General features: G+C 60.8%; 17 protein-coding genes and 2 tRNA genes. 4 read left to right on the top strand and 15 right to left on the bottom strand.

Translation table 11 applies throughout. The annotated features are described in order from the left end of the window. Positions 1–833 precede the first annotated feature (833 nt). Both ACFVHU_RS03115 and ACFVHU_RS03110 read left to right on the top strand, forming a co-directional pair. Entirely contained in the window at positions 834–2,525 is a 1,692-nt protein-coding gene (locus tag ACFVHU_RS03115) for a sodium:solute symporter family protein (RefSeq protein WP_388022398.1), read from the top strand. Next, positions 2,525–2,656 (top strand): putative transporter small subunit, encoded by a 132-nt coding sequence (locus ACFVHU_RS03110; protein WP_219844114.1) that lies wholly within the window; start codon positions 2,525–2,527, stop codon positions 2,654–2,656. The genes ACFVHU_RS03115 and ACFVHU_RS03110 overlap by 1 nt, the downstream gene beginning before the upstream one ends. 201 nt (positions 2,657–2,857) lie before the next feature. On the opposite strand, the gene ACFVHU_RS03105 is transcribed toward ACFVHU_RS03110, so the two are convergent. From ACFVHU_RS03105 to msrB, 8 genes are all read right to left on the bottom strand, one after another. After that, complete coding sequence (locus ACFVHU_RS03105; RefSeq protein WP_388022395.1) at positions 2,858–4,981, bottom strand: 3-hydroxyacyl-CoA dehydrogenase NAD-binding domain-containing protein; 2,124 nt, start codon at positions 4,979–4,981, stop codon at positions 2,858–2,860. A 10-nt stretch (positions 4,982–4,991) separates the two neighbouring features. Continuing rightward, on the bottom strand, positions 4,992–6,242 hold the full coding sequence (locus ACFVHU_RS03100; RefSeq protein WP_388022393.1) for a thiolase family protein: 1,251 nt from the start codon (positions 6,240–6,242) through the stop codon (positions 4,992–4,994). 158 nt (positions 6,243–6,400) lie between these two features. Further along, positions 6,401–7,651 carry an HRDC domain-containing protein gene (locus tag ACFVHU_RS03095; RefSeq protein WP_332486048.1) on the bottom strand — a complete coding sequence of 417 codons (1,251 nt, stop codon included), beginning with the start codon at positions 7,649–7,651 and terminating at the stop codon, positions 6,401–6,403. Positions 7,652–7,697: 46 nt separating this feature from the next. Beyond that, a complete protein-coding gene (locus ACFVHU_RS03090) occupies positions 7,698–8,336 on the bottom strand; it encodes a DUF3000 domain-containing protein (RefSeq protein WP_388022390.1) in 639 nt (212 codons plus the stop codon). A 61-nt stretch (positions 8,337–8,397) separates the two neighbouring features. Continuing rightward, entirely contained in the window at positions 8,398–9,459 is a 1,062-nt protein-coding gene (locus ACFVHU_RS03085; RefSeq protein WP_388022387.1) for a threonine aldolase family protein, read from the bottom strand. An 82-nt stretch (positions 9,460–9,541) separates the two neighbouring features. Continuing rightward, positions 9,542–10,246, bottom strand: a complete 705-nt coding sequence (locus tag ACFVHU_RS03080) for an SDR family oxidoreductase (protein WP_332486052.1) — start codon at positions 10,244–10,246, stop codon at positions 9,542–9,544. A 22-nt stretch (positions 10,247–10,268) separates the two neighbouring features. Further along, positions 10,269–11,654 carry a DUF6421 family protein gene (locus tag ACFVHU_RS03075; protein WP_332486054.1) on the bottom strand — a complete coding sequence of 462 codons (1,386 nt, stop codon included), beginning with the start codon at positions 11,652–11,654 and terminating at the stop codon, positions 10,269–10,271. 149 nt (positions 11,655–11,803) lie between these two features. After that, positions 11,804–12,247, bottom strand: a complete 444-nt coding sequence (gene msrB, locus ACFVHU_RS03070) for a peptide-methionine (R)-S-oxide reductase MsrB (protein ID WP_388022383.1) — start codon at positions 12,245–12,247, stop codon at positions 11,804–11,806. A gap of 62 nt (positions 12,248–12,309) precedes the next feature. On the opposite strand from msrB, the gene ACFVHU_RS03065 reads away from it, so the two are divergent. Then, positions 12,310–13,533, top strand: coding sequence for a S9 family peptidase (locus tag ACFVHU_RS03065; RefSeq protein WP_105656731.1), 1,224 nt, complete (start codon positions 12,310–12,312; stop codon positions 13,531–13,533). An 85-nt stretch (positions 13,534–13,618) separates the two neighbouring features. Here the strand turns inward: ACFVHU_RS03065 and ybaK are convergent, their stop codons facing one another. Genes ybaK through ACFVHU_RS03050 form a run of 3 tightly spaced genes read right to left on the bottom strand, consistent with a single transcriptional unit; the run spans position 13,619 to position 15,531 of the window. Beyond that, positions 13,619–14,122, bottom strand: a complete 504-nt coding sequence (ybaK, locus tag ACFVHU_RS03060) for a Cys-tRNA(Pro) deacylase (RefSeq protein ID WP_332594950.1) — start codon at positions 14,120–14,122, stop codon at positions 13,619–13,621. Positions 14,123–14,179: 57 nt separating this feature from the next. After that, entirely contained in the window at positions 14,180–14,620 is a 441-nt protein-coding gene (locus ACFVHU_RS03055) for a SufE family protein (protein WP_105656729.1), read from the bottom strand. Continuing rightward, the gene (locus ACFVHU_RS03050) at positions 14,617–15,531 is read right to left on the bottom strand and encodes a sulfurtransferase (RefSeq protein WP_332594951.1); all 915 of its coding nucleotides are present in this window, start codon (positions 15,529–15,531) and stop codon (positions 14,617–14,619) included. Before ACFVHU_RS03050 ends, ACFVHU_RS03055 begins: the two co-directional genes overlap by 4 nt. A 214-nt stretch (positions 15,532–15,745) precedes the next feature. Between ACFVHU_RS03050 and zapE the strand changes: the two genes are divergently transcribed. Further along, positions 15,746–16,786, top strand: coding sequence for a cell division protein ZapE (zapE, locus tag ACFVHU_RS03045; protein ID WP_388022377.1), 1,041 nt, complete (start codon positions 15,746–15,748; stop codon positions 16,784–16,786). A 24-nt stretch (positions 16,787–16,810) separates the two neighbouring features. Here zapE and ACFVHU_RS03040 read toward each other — a convergent pair whose 3' ends face one another. The 4 genes from ACFVHU_RS03040 to ACFVHU_RS03025 all read right to left on the bottom strand — a co-directional run bounded on the left by ACFVHU_RS03040 (position 16,811) and on the right by ACFVHU_RS03025 (position 18,761). Further along, positions 16,811–17,998: a benzoate/H(+) symporter BenE family transporter gene (locus tag ACFVHU_RS03040; RefSeq protein ID WP_105661465.1), complete on the bottom strand. Its 1,188-nt coding sequence runs from the start codon at positions 17,996–17,998 to the stop codon at positions 16,811–16,813. 145 nt (positions 17,999–18,143) lie between these two features. After that, the gene (locus tag ACFVHU_RS03035) at positions 18,144–18,353 is read right to left on the bottom strand and encodes an antitoxin (protein ID WP_133834248.1); all 210 of its coding nucleotides are present in this window, start codon (positions 18,351–18,353) and stop codon (positions 18,144–18,146) included. Positions 18,354–18,590: 237 nt separating this feature from the next. Next, positions 18,591–18,666: transfer RNA gene (locus ACFVHU_RS03030), tRNA-Gly, on the bottom strand. A gap of 19 nt (positions 18,667–18,685) precedes the next feature. Continuing rightward, positions 18,686–18,761: transfer RNA gene (locus ACFVHU_RS03025), tRNA-Gly, on the bottom strand. Positions 18,762–18,784 lie beyond the last annotated feature (23 nt).

The following is an 18,784-nucleotide window of genomic DNA, read 5'->3' as shown; positions in this document are numbered from 1 at the left end:
TATCCACAGTGCCCGGAACTCGCTCGGCATGGCACTGAATCCCGCACTCGGGAAAGGTTAGTAATCCAGGTAGGGCATTTCGGGTGGTGTAATTGGATCATGCCTGTCCGCTGTACAGCGGGGAACAGAACGGCCAGAACTAGATATTTTTTATCCCGGCTTTCCGCACTTATGTGCGCACCATTACACGCATCCGCAAGGTCGTCCCGTAATTGATGCAGACGATGGGCTGATTCAACATCGCGCCCCTGCCGGCTGGTCGGTGAGTGGGGTGCCCCGCTGCCTTGCGGCGGAAGATTCGAATATCTTTGCATTCATGCTAATATTTGTATGTAGTTAGTTGAAGCTACTAATTTCGGAGAGAGCTTTCGCTGTTTTCCTGTCCGGCGTTTTATCGCCGACTGAGTTACTCCGCGCAGTAATCGCGTGTTGAGTTCCGGGTAGCAGCCCTCCGATGGAAAACCGGCGGTATTCGCCAACGCGAGTACCGCGCCTGAACTGACCCGAAGCGCCATTGCGCGCCAATATGGATAGCCGCAAGTGCGATGCAGGCAAACCGTGGGTCCGGATTCACTTTGTGAAGCCAAAAGCGCCAGGTTCTGGAACGAATCCACGAGCTGGTGCTCCCCGTGACTAGGGATGAACGATACGAATGAGAAACGAACGAAACTTGAGTGTAGGGAAGTGGTTCATGGGCCCAGGGGCTTGTGCGCGTCAGCTGAAATTTACCCCTTGCGATGAAATCTCGCAGGAAGACGTGCAGGATAAGTCGCCGGTTGAGCATTTAGCTCCCGGCGCGAATCTCATCACTGTCTATTAGAGGGAGGTGGCGCGTGAATAACGAAATAGTGCAGTTCAGCGCCCTAACTGTTGTCTTGCTATTGGTGCTCTTCTACGGAGGCACCTTCTTTATTTCCACCCGAATCGGAAAGAAAAAAGAGAACGCCGACGACTACATGACGGCGGGAAATAACATTGGATTCGGCATTTCCGCTGCAAGCATGACCGCTACCTGGATCTGGGCTTCGTCGATGTACGCCTCAGCCACCTCCGGGTACACCTATGGAATCTCCGGTCCGATCCACTATGGGCTCTGGGGCGCGTTGATGATTCTGTTCATCTACCCATTCGGCAAGCGGATTCGCAAGGTCGCGCCACGCGCGCACACCCTCGCCGAGGTCATGCATGCACGCCACGGCCGCTCCAGCCAGCTGATGCTGGCCGGGTCGAATATCGTCGGTTCGGTCATCTCCTTGATGTCCAACTTCATCGCCGGTGGCGTATTGATCTCGATGCTCTCGCCGTTCAACTTCATCCAGGGCGTGCTGGCCGTTGCCGGTGGCGTTCTGCTCTACACCCTGTGGTCCGGGTTCCGTGCTTCGGTACTGACCGACTTTGTCCAGGTCGTAGGCATGCTGGGCGCTGTAGCAATCATTGTCCCGGCGATCTTCTTTGCCGCAGGGTTCCCGGCCGCATTCGAAACCGGTGCGAGCAACTTGACCCCGCAACAGTCCAATTTCTTCTCCTCTGAAGCATTCCTGGGCCAAGGGGCACCCTACATTGCAGCCGTTCTGGCCTACGCAATTGGCAACCAGACCATTGCCCAGCGGCTCTTCGCAGTACGCGAGGACTTGATCAAGCCAACCTTCATCACTGCAACCATCGGCTACGGAGCGATGGTCATCGGCGTGGGCATGCTCGGCGTGCTCGCCCTGTACCTTGGGTTCGAGCCGTCGGGTGGAGACATGAACAACCTCATCCCCGAGATGGCTGCCAGCTACCTGCCAGGTGTTCTGCTGGCATTGTTCTTCATCATGATCATTGGTGCGCTGTCGTCAACTGCTGACTCGGACTTGGCGGCCCTGTCCTCGATTGTGATGGCTGACGTGTACGGCCAGAACGTTGCCGGCAAGGACAAGGCCGATCCGAAGAAGATGCTGCTCATTGGCCGTGCGACCATGGTCGTTGCCACCGCATTGGCAGTCGCTTTCGCGAGCATGCAGCTGAACATCCTGGACCTGCTGGTCTTCGTCGGAGCTCTTTGGGGTGCCCTGGTCTTCCCGGTTCTGGCCAGCTTCTACTGGAAGAAGGTCACCAACAAGGCCTTCACCGTTTCGGTACTCTTTGCACTGGCGATCTTCATCCCGGTTCGCTTCGAACTGATCCCAGTCAATGGCGTCACCGGCTTGCTGATCGAGCTGCTGTCGGTGATTGGCATCGGCGTGGTCGTGGCGTTGATGAGCTTCGGGTTCTTCGGCCTGCGCGTTGCCAAGATTGTCGGTGTCGTCGCCATGCTGGCCAGCGCACCGTTCGTCTTCGGTTTCCTGCGCGACTACACGACCTTGAGCGCCTCGCTGGTTGCCTACTCGGTCAGTACCATCGTCTGCTACCTCATGTCGTTCAGATCCAAGATGGAATTCGACTTCGATGTCATCGCAGTACGCACCGGTGACTTCGACGCAGTACCTGCAAAGACCGGGGCTGCAGAAGCCGGACACGACGCAAAGAGCCTGGGAGGCAAATAATGACGACGTTTTTCCTGAGCCTGTACGTACTGGTATGGCCAGTTATAGTGGCCGGAGTACTGTTCTTCATCAGCAGGGGATTTATCCAGGAATGGCTGGAAGCCCGTCGCAATGGTGAAGACATCATCTAAGTAACTGGGCATGCGAAGCCCAGCTCCATGGAGCGCAGGAACCCCGTACAGCAGCATTTACCAGCTGTACGGGGTTCCTGCATCTTAACGGGGCAGCAAGAAGCCGGGACCAGCTTTCCTCATGAGGGAAGCGGTCCCGGCATCTCGCATGGGTCCAGCACTCAGGGAGAAGCACCGGAACCATGAACGGCCCGGAAGGTACTAGCCGTTGAACCTCTTCCCGTTGACACGTTCGGAGGCGCCAACCTGGTCCAGGTACGGGGTGATGCCACCGAGGTGCATTGGCCAGCCGGCACCGGTGATCATGCATAGATCGACGTCGGCTGCTTCGGCAACGACGCCCTCATCCAGCAGCAGCCCGATTTCCTCGGCCAGAGCATCTTGAACACGAGCCAGGATCTGTTCCTTGCTCGAGTGCTGATCGCCGAAGGCCATCAGCTTTTCAGCCTCGGGATTCAGCACCTGGTTGCCTGCCTCATCCTTGACCCAGAGGGCAGTGATCTTGGCATCGATCAGTTTCTGCAGATTCTCCGAGACGGCAAATCGTTCGCCGAAAGCGGCGTTCAGCGACTCGTTGACATGCTGCGCGACCGGCAGACCTACCATCGCCAACAAGGTCAACGGGCTCATTGGCAGGCCCATGGGGGTCAGTGCCGAGTCAGCTGTCTTCGCGTCGGTGCCCTCGTCGAAAGCGGCCTGGACTTCACTCATCAGGCGAAGCAGTACGCGGTTGACCACGAATGCGGCAGAATCCTTGGTTTTCACCGTGGTCTTCTTCAGCTTCTTGCCCAGCACGAATGCAGTGGACAGCGAGGAATCGTTGGTCCACTCCGTAGCAGCAATTTCCAGCAGCGGCATCACGGCTACCGGGTTGAAGAAGTGGAAACCGACCAGGCGCTCTGGATACGACAAGTCGCGGCCCATCTCGGTGACAGAGAGCGAGGAAGTGTTGGTGGCCAGGATGCACTCGGGGGAGACCACCGCTTCAACCTCTGCAAAAACCTGCTTCTTCACATTCAGCTCTTCGAAGACGGCCTCGATGACGAAGTCGGCATCCGCGAACGCCTTCTTGGTGACCGATCCGGTAACCAGAGCCTTGGTGCGGTTGACCGCATCCTGGCTCATGCGGCCCTTGGCGTGCAGCTTGTCGATCTCGCCATGGATGTAGGCAAGGCCCTTGTCCACGCGCGATTGATCCAGATCGGTGATAACCACCGGAACGTTCAGGCGGCGGGCGAACAGCAGGGCCAGCTGGCCAGCCATCAACCCTGCGCCAACGACACCCACTTTGGTGACGGGGCGCGCGAGCTTGGGATCCGGTGCGCCGGCGGGGCGCTTGCCGCGCTTCTGGACCAGGTCCAGGAAGGCGTACACGGTGTTCTGGAACTGCGGGGTGCTCATCAGGCCAGTCAGCGCTTCGACTTCAAGGACTGCTGATTCCTGCTGCGAGATGGCCAGACCCTTGCGGAAGACCTCAAGCACCTTGTACGGTGCCGGGGCCGCGCCGGACAGCTTCGCATCGACGAACTTTTCGGCAGCGTCGGCCGCATCCAGCCAGCGACGAGCAACCTCGGGATCGGTTGGATCGACCGCATTGGGGCGCTTGACCTCTGTGGTTCCGGAGATGACACCGTCAGCGAAGGCAATGGAGTGCTCGATGAAGTCAGCTGGTTCGAACAGGGCGTCGGCCACCCCCATCTTGGCAGCTGCCGGACCGGAGAGGGTGCGGTTGCTGTTCAGCGGGTTCTCGATCATGACCTTCAGCGCGTTCTCGGGGCCGACTAGGCGGGGCAGGCGGTATACGCCGGCCCAACCCGGAATCAGGCCGAGGAAACCTTCTGGCAGGCCCAAAGCGCCCGCGGCGGTGCTGACCGTGCGGTAGTTGCAAGCCAGCGCGATTTCCAAGCCGCCGCCGAGCGCCAGGCCGTTGATGAAAGCGAAGGTCGGAACGCCCAAATCGGCAAGCAGCTCATAGGTGTAGTGGCCCAGCGAAGCCATGGCGGTTGCTTGATCCGGTGCGCTCAGGCGGGTGACGGCCGACAGGTCGGCACCGGCAATCAGGAAGTACGGCTTGCCGGTGATCGACAGGGCATCGATCTCGCCATTCTTGGCGCGTTCTGCTTGGACTTCCAGCGCGGCGCGCAGTTCCAGCAGGCCATTGGGCCCGAGGGTGGTCGGCTTCTTGTGGTCCAGGCCGTTATCCAGGGTCAGCAGTGCCAGTGTCTTGCCGCTTGGCAAGGCCACGTCCTTCACGAAGGTGTGGGTGACGGTCTCATCGTGCATCAGCTGCGCGACAGCCTGGAAATCTTTGCTCATTGCAGTCATTGTCTCTTCCTTATGCCTTGCTGCCGAAGTCCGCGTGGTTTGGGTTCTCCCAGATCACTGTGCCGCCCATGCCCAAGCCGATGCACATGGTGGTGATGCCATAGCGCACCGAATGGTCTTCGGAGAACTGGCGGGCCAGCTGGGACATCAGGCGCACGCCGGAAGAGGCCAGCGGGTGGCCCACGGCGATGGCACCGCCGTACCGGTTCACGCGCTCATCGTCCTGGTCGATTCCGTAGTAGTCGAGGAAGGACAGCACTTGCACGGCGAAAGCCTCGTTGATTTCGAACAGGCCGATGTCGTTGATGCCAAGGCCGGCCTTGGCCAGGGCCTTTTCGGTGGCCGGCACCGGCCCGTAGCCCATCACGTCCGGGTCCACGCCGGCGAAGGCGAAGGAGACCATGCGCATCTTCGGTTCCAGGCCCAGTTCGCGCACTGCCTCGCCGCTGGCCAGCAGGGCGGCGGTGGCTCCGTCGTTCAAGCCTGCTGCGTTGCCTGCGGTCACGCGTCCGTGGGCGCGGAAGGGGGTGCGCAGTTCGGCCAGCGATTCCATGGTGGTGCCTGGCCGTGGCGGCTCGTCAACCGAGTTCACGGCCCAGCCTTCGCCCGGCCGCTTGGCTGCCACGGGGATCAGATCGGCCTGGATCTGCTGGTTCTCGTAGGCCTTGGCCAGCTTGGCCTGCGATGCGACAGCATAGCGGTCGGCGCGTTCCTTGGTGATCGCAGGGAAGCGGTCGTGCAGGTTCTCCGCGGTATTGCCCATGTTCAATGCTTGCGGGTCGACGATGCGCTCGGAGAGGAAGCGCGGGTTCGGGTCCGCTCCAGCGCCCATGGGGTGGTTGCCCATGTGCTCCACGCCGCCGGCGACCACTACGTCGTAGGCGCCGAAAGCGATGCCGCCGGCGGTCGCGGTGACGGCGGTCATCGCTCCGGCGCACATGCGGTCGATGGCGAAGCCCGGAACGGACTTGGGGATACCGGAGAGCAGGCCCACGGTGCGGCCCAAGGTCAAGCCCTGGTCGCCGGACTGCGTAGTTGCGGCCATGGAGATCTCGTCGATCTTCTCGGCAGGAACTTCCGGGTTGCGTTCCAGCAGGCCGCGTACGGCTTTGACGGCAAGGTCATCGGCGCGGGTACCGTGGTAGATCCCCTTCTCGCCGGCTTTGCCAAATGGGGTGCGTACCCCGTCGATGAAGACGACATCGCGGTCGTCGAGCGAAGGGCGCGCATTGTTGCGCACGGTCGAAGCGTTGGCACTCACCGTCGGGCTCCTTGGGGTTAGTTCATGCTGCCCGTGAAGACCGGGCAGTGGCCAGCATCACTGTGACCTGAACCATACGTTACTCAGTAGTAACTTGAAGTGCAAGTGCAGCACCTCGCAAATCCGGGAACCCGCGGTGAATCCTTCTTGGAAACCGCCTAGGCCTGCTTCAACGCGATGGCCAGCTTGTCCGCAAGAAGTCCACGCTGCCACTGGCGGGCACCGAGATTTTCCAGCATGTCCGCTACGCTTGCCTCGCTGATGCGAGCCGGCGCATTCCAGCACAATTCACGCAGGTACTTCGGGGTCAAGAGATTCTCGCCGGGAATATTCCAGTGCTCGCTCACCTCATTGACGACCAGCTTGGCCGCGTCCAGCCGGTTCGCCGCGGCCGGGTTCTTTTCGGCCCATGAGCGGGGGTGCGGCAAGTCCGGCTTGGGGGCGCGCAGGTCGGGCAGGTCCCTGGTGCTATTGCCGCGCTTGATCGCGTCGACCCAGCGTGCGGCATCGCGTTTGGCATTGCGCGTGTGGAACCCGGGGATCTGCAAGAGCGCTGGAACGCTGGTGGCGCGCTGATCCACGGCGGCCATGATGGCGCGGTCGGGAATGAGCCGACCCGGGGCAACGTCGCGGCTCTGCGCCAGGGCTTCGCGGGAAAGCCACAGTTCGCGAGCTACCGCCAGATTGCGTCGGCTCTTGAGCTTATGGATGCCGGACAATTTGCGCCACGGCACCTGTGCCGGGGAAGGGTCAGGCAGATTGCGTTCGTACTCGAATTCCTGGAAGGCGAAATCCAGCTTGCCCTGCTCTTCCAGCACCGCGGTGATGGCCTGGCGCAGCTCTTCGAGAACTTCCACATCCAGTGCGGCGTAGTTCAGCCACGATTCAGGCAACGGGCGGGTGGACCAGTCCACTGCCGAATGTTCTTTGGCCAACTGCAGCTCGAGCAATTCGCCCACCATGGTACCCAGCGAGACGCGGGGGAATCCCGCAAGACGGCCAGCCATCTCGGTATCGAACAGCGAGGTAGGGGACATGCCCAATTCGTGCAGGCACGGCAAATCCTGGGTGGCCGCATGCAGGATCCAGGGCTGCTCGTTGACGAACTCGCGCAACGGGGACAGATCGTCCAGGGTTTCCGGGTCGATCAGCCAAGTACCCGCACCTTCTCGGCGAATCTGCAGCAAGAAGGCGCGCTGGCCGTAGCGGAACCCGCTGGCTCTTTCGGTATCCACGGCCAGATCGCCGGTGCCGGCTTCCAGTGCGCGCACTGCACGGCGCAAGGCAGGTGCGGTGTCGATGACTTCGGGGATCCCGTCGCGCGGCGCACTTAGTGGCGTCAGAACGGGTGCGGCGGCCTCGTTGGCAGTGGTGGATGATGCGGGAGCGGAAGAGTCAGAATTCGGCATGGTGCTTCCATTCTAGGACTATTCGGCTCCATCGCATTGATAATCGCTAGCTCAGGCGGCGATGAGGCAGCTGCTGCACGCCTTCGGGCAGGGGAGGCAGGCCGGCGAAAGTGCAAACCATATCGGCCCACGCGCTCAGATGCGTTCCCAGATGGTCAGAGTCCGGGGACCAGGAAGCACGCAGCTCGATATCGATATGGTCTTGTTCCCCGGCGAGATTGCCGAAGGATTCGGAAATTACCCGAGTCGCAGTACCGCCAGCGGAATGGTATGCGGCGTCGCGATCGCGCAGGGCTTCTTCGAGCCATGACCACGCGACGGAAGCCAGCATGGAATCCTGGCCCATTTCATGATCCAGGCGGGCCCGAATGTAGGTGACGATGCGGAACTGGCCATTCCACAGTTCTTGGCCTGCGGGGTCGAAGAGGAGGATGAAGCGTCCGGTGGCCAGCTGCTCGGATGGTTGGAGGAACGGGGTGCGGCCAATCTCCTGGCCCTGGGGGCCGTGTCCGGGAGCAACCACATCCATCACGTCGCCGCTGAGTGCCAGCGCGAACGGCGCCAGCCTGCCAGGGGCCGGAATTTCGGTGAATTTCAGTTCCTTGCGCACCTTGGCATGCGACAACTCTTCAAGGGCCGTGGCAAAGGCCTTCGGAATGGCGGAAGCAGGGCGATCATTGGTCACAATTTGAGTCTAAGCGCGCCGTGCCCGAGCATGGGTACGGCGCGCCGACCGCGGGTTCATGCTAAGCGGCGGCGTAGGCGCCGAGCAGCTCGTGCAGCTTGGCAATGAACGCTGCAACATCTTCCTCGGTGGTGTCGAACGAGCACATCCAGCGCACTTGGCCGGCCGCGCGATCCCAGTCGTAGAAGCGGAAGTGCTCGCGCAGCTGGTCGCTGACCTCGGTAGGCAGCTGGGCGAAGACGCCGTTGGCCTGAGTCGGGTAGACCAGCTGGACTCCGTCAATTTCCTCAACTGCCTGCGAGAGCTTGGCGGCCATGGCGTTGGAGTGGCTTGCCAATTCGCGCCACAGATCGGTGCCGTAGAGCTCGATCAGCTGTGCGGAGATGAAGCGCATTTTCGAACCCAGCTGCATGTTCATCTTGCGCAGGTACTTCAGGTCCTGGGCCAGTTCGCTGCGCAGGGTCAAAATGCCCTCACCGAGCAGGATGCCGTTCTTGGTACCGCCGAGGGTAACAATGTCCACGCCGACGTCAGTGGTCAGCGCGCGCAACGGCACGCCCAGGGAGGCCGCGGCGTTGGACAGGCGCGAGCCATCCAGATGCACTTTCATGCCCAGCTTGTGCGCGTGGTCGGTGATGGCCTTGATTTCCCCAGGGGTGTACAGGGTGCCCAGCTCGGTGGCCTGGGTGATCGACACGGCCAGCGGCTGCGCGCGGTGCTCGTCGCCCCAGCCCCATGCTTCCTGGTCGATCAGCTCTGGAGTCAGTTTGCCGTCGGGAGTGTCAACCTGCAGCAGCTTGAAGCCGCCGATGCGCTCCGGCGCACCGTTCTCATCCACATTGATATGTGCAGAAGATGCGCAGATGACAGCGCCCCAGCGTGGAAGCAAGGACTGCAAGGCGATGACATTGGCGCCGGTGCCGTTGAAAACCGGGAAGATCTGGGCTTCCGGGCCAAAGGCATTGCGGGCGACGTTGCCTAGTTCCTCGGTGTACTGGTCCTCACCGTAGGAGATCTGGTGGCCGCCGTTGGCGCGGGCAATCGCATCCATGATGCGCGGGTGCACGCCAGAATAGTTATCCGAAGCGAATCCGCGAATCGAAGCGTCGTGGGTAAAAGTCATGCTGTGGAGGTCCTTAGTAGTTCAAGGGGTGAAGTCGAAAGCTATGCCAGTGCAGCGCCCAGAGGTGTGCAGCGGCCAGTAATCAGGCCTTGGGCAATGCAACCCGGGTGCCATTGAGCTCGCGGGCATCCTGGCCAAGCAAAGCCACTGCGGCCTGGGCAAGAAACTGCACCGGGGTCTGCCCGGAAGGCGTTTCTTCGGGAGACTTGTCGCTCAATGCCTTGACGACCCAACTCACCGCGGCGGCATTTTCTGCCTGCTTGGCGAACAGGCGGGCGATGGCATTGACCCAGTGTTCCGCTGCGGCCTTGACCGCACCGTAGTTGGCATTGGACGGGGTCGGATTCAGCACTGCCTCCGCACTGACTATCGCCAAGCGGCCTGCGGGGGAGGCGACCAGATCATCGACGAAGGCGCGGGAGGTGTTGCGCAGAGTGGTCAGCACGCTGCTGTGCAAGAAATCCCAGTCCTCGTCGCTTTGGCCGGTGATCGACTTACCGCCACGCCAGCCACCTACCAGATGGATCAGCGCATCGATGCTGCCGTGCTCTTCATGAATCCGCAGCGCCAATTGCTTGACCGCTGCGAAGTCGCCCAGATCGCATTCATAGCGGGCATGAACGAACGGGAGGCGTTCGTCGAGGCGCTCTTGGTTGCTTCCCACTGCAAGCACACGCGCTCCGGCATCAACCAGCGCGGTGGCGCTGGCAATGCCGGAGGCGGAAGTAGCACCGGCAAGGAGCACTAGTCTGGATGTCTCGTTCAAGGAGATTCTTTCTTTGCTCACATTTTCTAGCCTAGAGGAAAGGCTAGATTTTCGTTGCCCCGGTCATGCCCTTGGTCGATTCGATGACGGTGGCCATTTTCTTATTCAGAGCTTCGTAGAACATCGACAGCGGGAATTCATCGTCCATGACCTGGTCGGTGATTTCACGTAGTGGTGCGGTCAGCGGCAGGGCATCCGGACCCTTGGCCCAGACCGACGCGGGGTTCGGGGTGACGGTGGCCGAAACCAGTTCGTAGGCAGCAAGCCAGTGGGCCAGCTTCGGACGGTCGATGGACTTCCAATACAGTTCGTCGATCGCATCCCCCAAGGCTGCAACCACCTCGGGTACCTGATCCCAATCGATGCTCAGCTTGGTGTCGGTCCAGTGCAGCACATGGTGCTGGTGCATCCATGCGAACAGCAACTGGCCACCGAGACCGTCGTAGTTGCGTACGCGCGAACCGGTGATGGCGAAGCGGAAGATGCGGTCGAAGATCACCGCGTATTGCACCAGCTTGGCCATCTTGGCGCTCTTCTGATCCGAAGCCGGGTTGGCGGCGATCTTCATGCATTCGCGGAACGCGGTCAAATCGCAACGCAGTTCTTCGAGCGAGTAAAGGAAGAACGGCATGCGCTGCTTGATCATGAACGGGTCGAATGGCAGATCGCCACGCATGTGGGTGCGGTCGTGAATCAGGTCCCACATGATGAAGGTTTCTTCGGTCAGGTGCTGGTCCTTGAGCAGCTCTGCGGCGTCATCGGGCAGTTCGAGGTTGGTGATGCGTGTAGCTTCCTGCAGGACCTTGCGGAAGCGTACAGCCTCACGATCCTGGAAGATCGCGCCCCAAGTGAATGACGGAGTCTGCCGAATGGCGACCGACTCCGGGAAGAGCACCGCGGAATTGGTGTTGTAGCCTTCGGTGAAGTCGATGAAGCGCAGCGGCACGAACAGGGCGTTGGCGTAGTCCTTGCTCTCCAGATCGGCAATGAACTCAGGCCACATGACCTGCACCAGCACGGCTTCGAGGTGGCGGTTGGTTGAACCGTTTTGGGTGTACATCGGGAAAAGCACCAGATGCAGCAGGCCGTCAATGCGCTGGGCCTGGGGCTGGAACTGCATCAGCGAATCGAGGAAGTCGGGAACGCCGAAGCCTGCATCTGCCCACTGGCGCAGGTCCGTGACCAGCTGTTCAAGATACTCTGCGTCGTGCTCGAAGTGCACGCGCAAGGACTGCACCGACTCGATGATGGAATCAACGAGCTTGGCAGCCTGTGGTGCAGATGCGCTGTCGGCCAAGGAACCGTCCTGTGCCTGGAGGCCCTGGAACTCGGTGGCGGCAGACTTCAGCGTCAGCCAAGCTTCCGAGTTTGCGATCTGCAGTACTTCTGCGTCGGTGGCCGGTACTGGCTTGGAGGAAATCTGAGTCATTTCATACACCTTCTTTTCATGTTTGGGGCAGCGCTCAAGTGCTTACCTTGAACGCTACGCTCAAACAACAGAAAAGATGATGCTAAGTCATCAGTGAATAAGCAACTCTTGCTCTAAATGTGATCCATGCCTTGCCACCGACAAAGGCATTAGCCCTGAGCAGGACGCAGGGTCAAGCTCAAAGAGTTCATGCAGTAACGCAGATCGGTTGGGGTTTGGAAACCTTCACCCTCGAAAACGTGTCCCATATGCGAATCGCAATTGGCGCAACGCACCTCAACACGCTTCATGCCCATGGACTCGTCGCTGATATAGCGCACCCGATCTTCGGCCAACGGCGCGAAGAAGGAAGGCCAGCCGCAACCGGCATCGAACTTCGTAGTGCTGGCGAACAGTTCCGAACCGCAGGCTCGGCAGGAGTACACGCCCTCGGTAGTGGTATCCCAGTATTCGCCGGTAAATGGACGCTCGGTCCCTGCTTGGCGCAATACGCGGAATTCCTCGGAAGAGAGGATCTGCTGCCACTGCACATCGCTGCGCGCGGCTGCTTTGTCTGCTGGCTGTGCTGATTGGTTTACCGATTCATCATTCATGCAATATAAAACGCTTGAGCAGGCTAGATGATTCCCGGGCCAGGTCATGGAAAGATGAAAACATGGCTCGGAACATCGTAGATACCATGCAACCCCGCAGCGCAGTGCCTGCAACCCTGATTGGGGTTGGGCTGGGACTGGGCGCCGGTTCCCTGGTGGCCGCCAGCGTATCAGCGCTCGCCGGTTACTTCGCCCGACGTGTAGTGACCCCGGAAGAACGCCGCACCGGCAACAGCATCATCCGGGAGGTCGTCACCGATGCCGAGGGCAAACTCTGGTTGCATTTCAACAAGGACGCCGATACCAGCGAACCTGGTCCGTGCAGCTTCCTCACCGAATTCGACTCCTGCGCGCTGCGGCTTTCCGCGCCGGAAGCCGTTCCGGGCAAATCCCGCCTGGTGGCGCGCAAAATCGAGAAGATCTATCACGGCACCCTCCAGGGAGTACGCCGCGGCAACCTATCCGGGGCAATTTACGAGCACCCCGCGGACCTGGGCTTTGACGCAGAAGACGTAGTCGTGCCCCTGGATGGCGGCGACGGTCCAGCCTGGCTGGTGCGTGGCTCCACGAACGAAGATGTCTGGGTGATTGGCGTGCACGGCCGAGGCGCCCGACGTAATGAGACCATTCGGGCGCTGCCTGCCTTGAGCGAACTCGGGGTTACGACCTTGCTGATGAGCTACCGCAATGACGGTTTGGCTCCGAGCGCCCCGGATGGCCGCTACGGTCTGGGCGATACCGAATGGCATGACGTGGAATCGGGTATCCAATTCGCACTGGACCGCGGAGCGAAGCAGATCATCTTGCTGGGCTGGTCCATGGGAGGTGCCATCAGCCTGCAGGCCGCCGATCGGAGCAAGCTGGCCCACCATATTGACTCGCTCATGCTGGTCGGCCCGGTAATCAATTGGGTAGATGTGCTTTCGCACCAGGCCCGGGCCAATAAGATCCCGCAATCGGTGGGCCTGTTCGGCCAGTGGCTGCTGTCCAATAAGGCAGGGCGCTGGGTCACCGGCCAAGCGGCCCCGGTCAATCTGCGCCGGTTGAATTGGGTGGACCGCGCGGACGAATTGAAATTCCCGACGCTGATAATGCACAGCCGTGATGACGAGTTCGTCCCTAATGGCCCGAGCTTGAAACTGGCGGCGCTGCGCCCGGATTTGGTCACGCTCAAGACCTTTGCCAAGGCAGGGCACACGCGTGAGCCGAATGTGGATCCACAGGGTTTTGCCCGGGCGATCACCGACTTCTTGAGCAAGCGCATGCCGCTGCCTCAAGTCCAGTAGCCCAAGGCGGCAAAGGGCCCTGCCCGCGAGAACGATCAACAGATCTCGATCCCGCAGGCAGGGCCCTTTTTTGGCCAATCGCTGTCTAGCCGGAGGCGATCGGCGCCCAAATGGCTCCGGTCGCCTTCGCGGCATCTCGCGGAGCGATCTCCAGGCTGAAACCGCGGCGCCCGCCAGAAATGAATACCGTCTCGAACTGCTGCGCACTGGAGTCAATGACGGTAGCGGTTTTCTGGCGCTGCCCGAACGGGGAAATCCCGCCCAGGACATAGCCGCTGCGTCGCTGGGCGGCAGCCCTGTCAGCCATCTGCGCCTTCTTCTTGCCCAACGCGGTGCCAATCGCCTTCAGATCCAGCTTCGCATTCACTGGCACCACTGCGACGGCCAGATCCTGGGCGGCGTTGGCCCCGGTGGAGACCATCAGGGTCTTGAAGACCCGGTCGCCACTGGCACCCAATTGCTCGGCTGCTTCGGCGCCGTAGCTTTCGGCCAAGTCGCTATGCGCATAGCTGTGCGCTACATAGTTGATACCTGCCGCATCCAGCGCGGCGGTCGCCGGGGTGGAGGCGGCCTGCTTCTTCTTGCCCACGTGCTTGGGGATCCTTAACTACTGCTTATTGGCTTCTAGCTGCGCTCGATGCAAAACCTACGCAGGCAGCTGCTCTGAGATCTGGCGCTTAATGCGGCCGAGCATGGCGGTCATGCCGCGCATGCGCAACGGCGACAGCGCACGGGTCAGACCCAGCTGCTGGGGCATGTCATCGGGAACGGCGAGAATCGCTGCGGCCTCCGCGCCGTCCAGGCCGGCAGCCAGCACCGAGGCGAAGCCGCGGGTGGTTGGAGCCTCCGGGGGAGCGGAGAAGAACAGTCCCACCGGGTTATTCGCTTCGGCCGAGACCTCGACGGCCAGGAACAGCGGCGACTGGCATTCGACAACCTGCTCGAATAGTTCAGGATGATCAGCCAGGCGTGCTGGAAGCTCGGGCAGCTCGCGCGAGTACTCCAGCAGCAGTTCCAAGCGGTCGGCCTCGGGCACCTCGGTGAACTCCTCGACGATTTCGTTCAGTGCATCGGGGAGCTGGCTCATGCGCGGGCTCCGCGCTGTGCAGGCATCTCGCCGGCGGCTTCGCCGCGAACGATGGGCACGCCAACCGCGTTGCCCCACTCGGTCCATGAACCGTCGTAGTTGCGCACGGTTTCGAAGCCCAGCAGGTGCTTGAGCACGAACCAGGTATGGCTCGAACGTTCACCGATGCGGCAGTAGGCCACCACATCGTCGCCCGGCTTCAGGCCGGCGCCGTCGAGGTAGATGGCTTCCAATTCTCCGCGCGAGCGGAAGGTGCCGTCCTCGGCCGCAGCCTTGGCCCATGGCACCGATGCGGCGGTTGGGATGTGCCCGCCGCGCAGGGCGCCTTCTTCCGGGTAATTCGGCATGTGGGTACGTTCGCCGGTGTATTCCTCGGCCGAACGCACGTCGATCAGCGGGTTGCCCAGGTGCTTCAGGACCTCCGGAAGGAAAGCGCGGATCTCGGAGTCGACGCGCTCGATTACCGGGTATTCGGTGGCGGTCACGGCCGGCTTCTCGGTGCTCAGCTCGCGGCCTTCAGCGATCCACTTGTCGCGGCCGCCGTCCATCAGGCGGACATCTTCGTGGCCGAAAAGTGTGAAGACCCACAGCGCGTAGGCGGCCCACCAGTTGGACTTGTCCCCGTAGATGACCACGGTCGACTCGCGGGTGATGCCCTTGGCGGCCATCAGTTGTGCGAAGCCTTCGCCGTCGACGTAGTCGCGCGTGACTTCGTCATTCAGCTCCGTGTGCCAGTCAATCTTCAGTGCGCCTGGCACGTGGCCAGTGGAATACAGCAAGATGTCCTCATCCGATTCCAGTACTACGAGATTCTCGGCTCCGAGGTTGTCTGCCACCCACTGGGTGGAAACCAGTCGTTCTGGGTGAGCGTAGGCAGCATATTTCTCGTTGGATTCGACGGGCAACGACATTCCTAATCACGATCCTTGCGGGTGTCAGTTTTTGCCACGCTGGAAACAGCGGGCACGGGCATTACTTCTAGCCTAGTCCTCATCCATTGCGAACCCAGTGTGCTCTACGACATTTTCGGCAATGATTCGCCGCGTTCAAGGTAAACTGGCCGATGGGAAAGCCACGGCTTCCCGACCATTTCCTGAGCAATCAACTGAAGGACTCCCACAGCCAATGGCGACGATCACCCACCTGAGCGAGACCAAGCCGAATCTTTCAATCGAAGAACTGCTGGCCGGATTCCACCCGTCCTACCGCTTTGGTGAAGTGTCCTTCAATACCTATCGCCCGGATCCTAACCAGCCTTCGCAGACCGAAGCCGTCAATAAGCTCAAGGCTTTCGCAGAAACCGTGGGCAAGAACAGCTCCGGTTCGTTCTTCTCCAAGCTTTTCGGCAAGAAGAAGGAAACCAAGAACGGCATCTACCTCGATGGCGGCTTCGGCGTGGGCAAGACCCACCTGCTCGCCTCCCTGTGGCATGCAGCCCCGGGCCGCAAGGCCTTCGGCACCTTCGTTGAGTACACCAACCTGGTTGGCGCGCTGTCCTTCCGCCAGACCGTTGAAGTGCTCAGCCAATACTCGCTGGTCTGCATCGACGAGTTCGAACTGGATGATCCGGGGGACACCGTGCTGATGTCCCGGTTGATGCGCGAGCTGTCCGATGCTGGCGTGAAGCTGGCGGCAACCTCCAACACCCTGCCTGGTGCGCTGGGCGAGGGGCGCTTCGCGGCAGTGGATTTCCAGCGTGAAATCAAGACCCTGTCAGAGCAGTTCGACGTGCACCGCGTCGAAGGCGAAGACTTCCGCCACCGTGGCCTGCCCGATGCCCCCGAGCCCTTGGACGATGCGAGCATCGAGGCATTCGCCCTGGATCGCTACCCGGACAAGACCTTGGCCGATGACAACTTCGACGATCTGGTGGCTCACCTTTCGAAGGTTCACCCGTCGCGTTACCGCCAGTTGCTTTCCGAGACTGATGTGCTGGTTCTGCACAACGTGGATACCATCACCGATCAGGCCATCGCCCTGCGTTTCGTGGTTCTTGCTGACCGCCTGTACGACAAGGACGTGCCAATCGTTGCCTCAGGCAAGCCATTCAGCGAACTGTTCACCCCGGAAATGATGTCCGGCGGCTACCAGAAAAAGTACTTCCGCGCCGTCTCGCGCCTGACCGCTTTGGCTCGTGAAGGCCAAGTTGGAGAACCAGCGCTCTAAGCCGGAAACACCGGTCCCGCCACTTCATCGTCGAGCCCTGCGCTCGACGATGAAGTGCGTTAAGAGCCCTGCCACCAAGGCCCAGAAGGCACCGCCGATCCCGAAGAGCGTGAGATTGCCGGCAGCGACCAGGACCGTGGCCAATGCGCTCAACCGCCAGGAGGAATCGGCCATCGCTCCGAGCAGCGCATTGGCGAGTGTTGCCAGCAACGCCAAGCCCGCCGCCGCCTGGAACAGCCCCTCGGGCGAGGCGCTGGCCACCGATACGATCAGCGCGCTCAAGGCACCGAAGACCAAGTAGAAGACGCCTGAACTCGCCGCCGCCCGCCAGCGCAGCCGGGGGTCCGGGCCGGCCTGCTCTCCGGCAGCCAGCGCCGCGGTGATTGCCGCCAGGTTGATGGCATGCCCGCCGAAGAACGCGCCGCTAGCCGACCCCACTCCGGTCGCCAGCATGGTGGGGCGCCACGGCGCTGTGTACCCGAAGGAGCTGAGCACGGCCACGCCCGGAATATTCTGCGATGCCATCGTCACCACGAACAACGGAACGCTGATGCTGGCAATGGCCTGCCAGGAGAATTCAGGACCGACCCACTGCAGCTGCGGAAGAACTTCGAGTGAATCCCACGTCGCGGTGCGTCCAATATGCCATAGGCCGAACCCCACCGCCGCCAGCATGCTCAGCGCTACAGCGAATTTCGGAAGGATCCTGAGCCCGACGAAGAACACCAGGAGGATACCCAACGCGGGCAACGGGATGCTGGCCACGGCTGTAAATGGTTTCAGGCACAGCGGGATCAAGACACCGGCGAGCATGCCTTGGGCAATTGGGACCGGAATACGAGTGAGCAGCCGGTGCAAGGACGGTACCAGACCGGTCAACATGATCAGTGCGCCGCTGACGATGAATGCCCCCACTGCCTGATTGAACCCGAACACTCCGGGAGCCAGTGAGGCGAGCATCGCGGCACCGGGAGTGGACCATGCAATGCTGATCGGCTGGCGGTATCGCAGCGAAAGCGCAATGGTGCTCAGGCCTATGCAGAGGGACAGGACGAATAAGCCTGAGGCGGCCTGTTCGCTAGAAGCTCCGACCTGGAATAATCCGGCCAGTACGACGGCGAAGGATGCTACAAACCCCACCATGGTGGTGATCAATCCCGCAAGCACGGAATGGAAAAGGCCAGCTCCATCTGGGGGCGTGTGACGAGTCATACTCTTTTTCTACAGGGTGGCGCCGGTTGGCCGAAAATCGGCATGAATTAATTCCCCTGATATGACGTTAAAGCAGGGAAGGTACCGACCTCGGTCGGTACCTTCCCAGGATGCTCGGGCAAGCCGAGGGGAGTGCGTCGAGGAATTAGGCCTCGTTATTCTCGCCTTCGCCTCCGCCAAGGCCATTGAGGTAGTCGCCAGCGCCCTGCTGGACACCGTCTACCTGCTCGGCGAACTTGCCGCCGGTCTTGTCATCGACAAAATCACCAGCCTGTTCGATACCCTGGGATACCTGCTCCGGGTTCTCCTTGGCGAATTCCTCTGCCTTGCCACGCAGATCATCAAATCCTGCCATGCTGCACCTCCATTCGTCTGTGGGAACCCCTGTAGCTCCACAACTACTACCCACCCTAAAGGCTCAGGCCAACGCATGGAAGTGCATTAGGGACATTTCCCCAGTTGCCTAGGTGTTTTGCTGGTGGCTGTCAGATTGCACACAGGTTAGCTATTTACTAGTCAGGGAAGTGGTGGCCGCCTGGAACGATGGTTAAAGCAAAGATGGGAATCACGAAAAGTGATTCCCATCTTTATTTGGAGCGGTCAACGAGGTTCGAACTCGCGACCTCAACCTTGGCAAGGTTGCGCTCTACCAGCTGAGCTATGACCGCAAAACTATATTCAATTATTTGGAGCGGTCAACGAGGTTCGAACTCGCGACCTCAACCTTGGCAAGGTTGCGCTCTACCAGCTGAGCTATGACCGCATATATTTAATTAGTAGATCCAT

The sequence above is a fragment of the Glutamicibacter sp. NPDC127525 genome, from assembly GCF_042672105.1.
Lineage (GTDB): Bacteria > Actinomycetota > Actinomycetes > Actinomycetales > Micrococcaceae > Glutamicibacter.
This window is presented reverse-complemented; position numbering and strand designations above follow the sequence as displayed.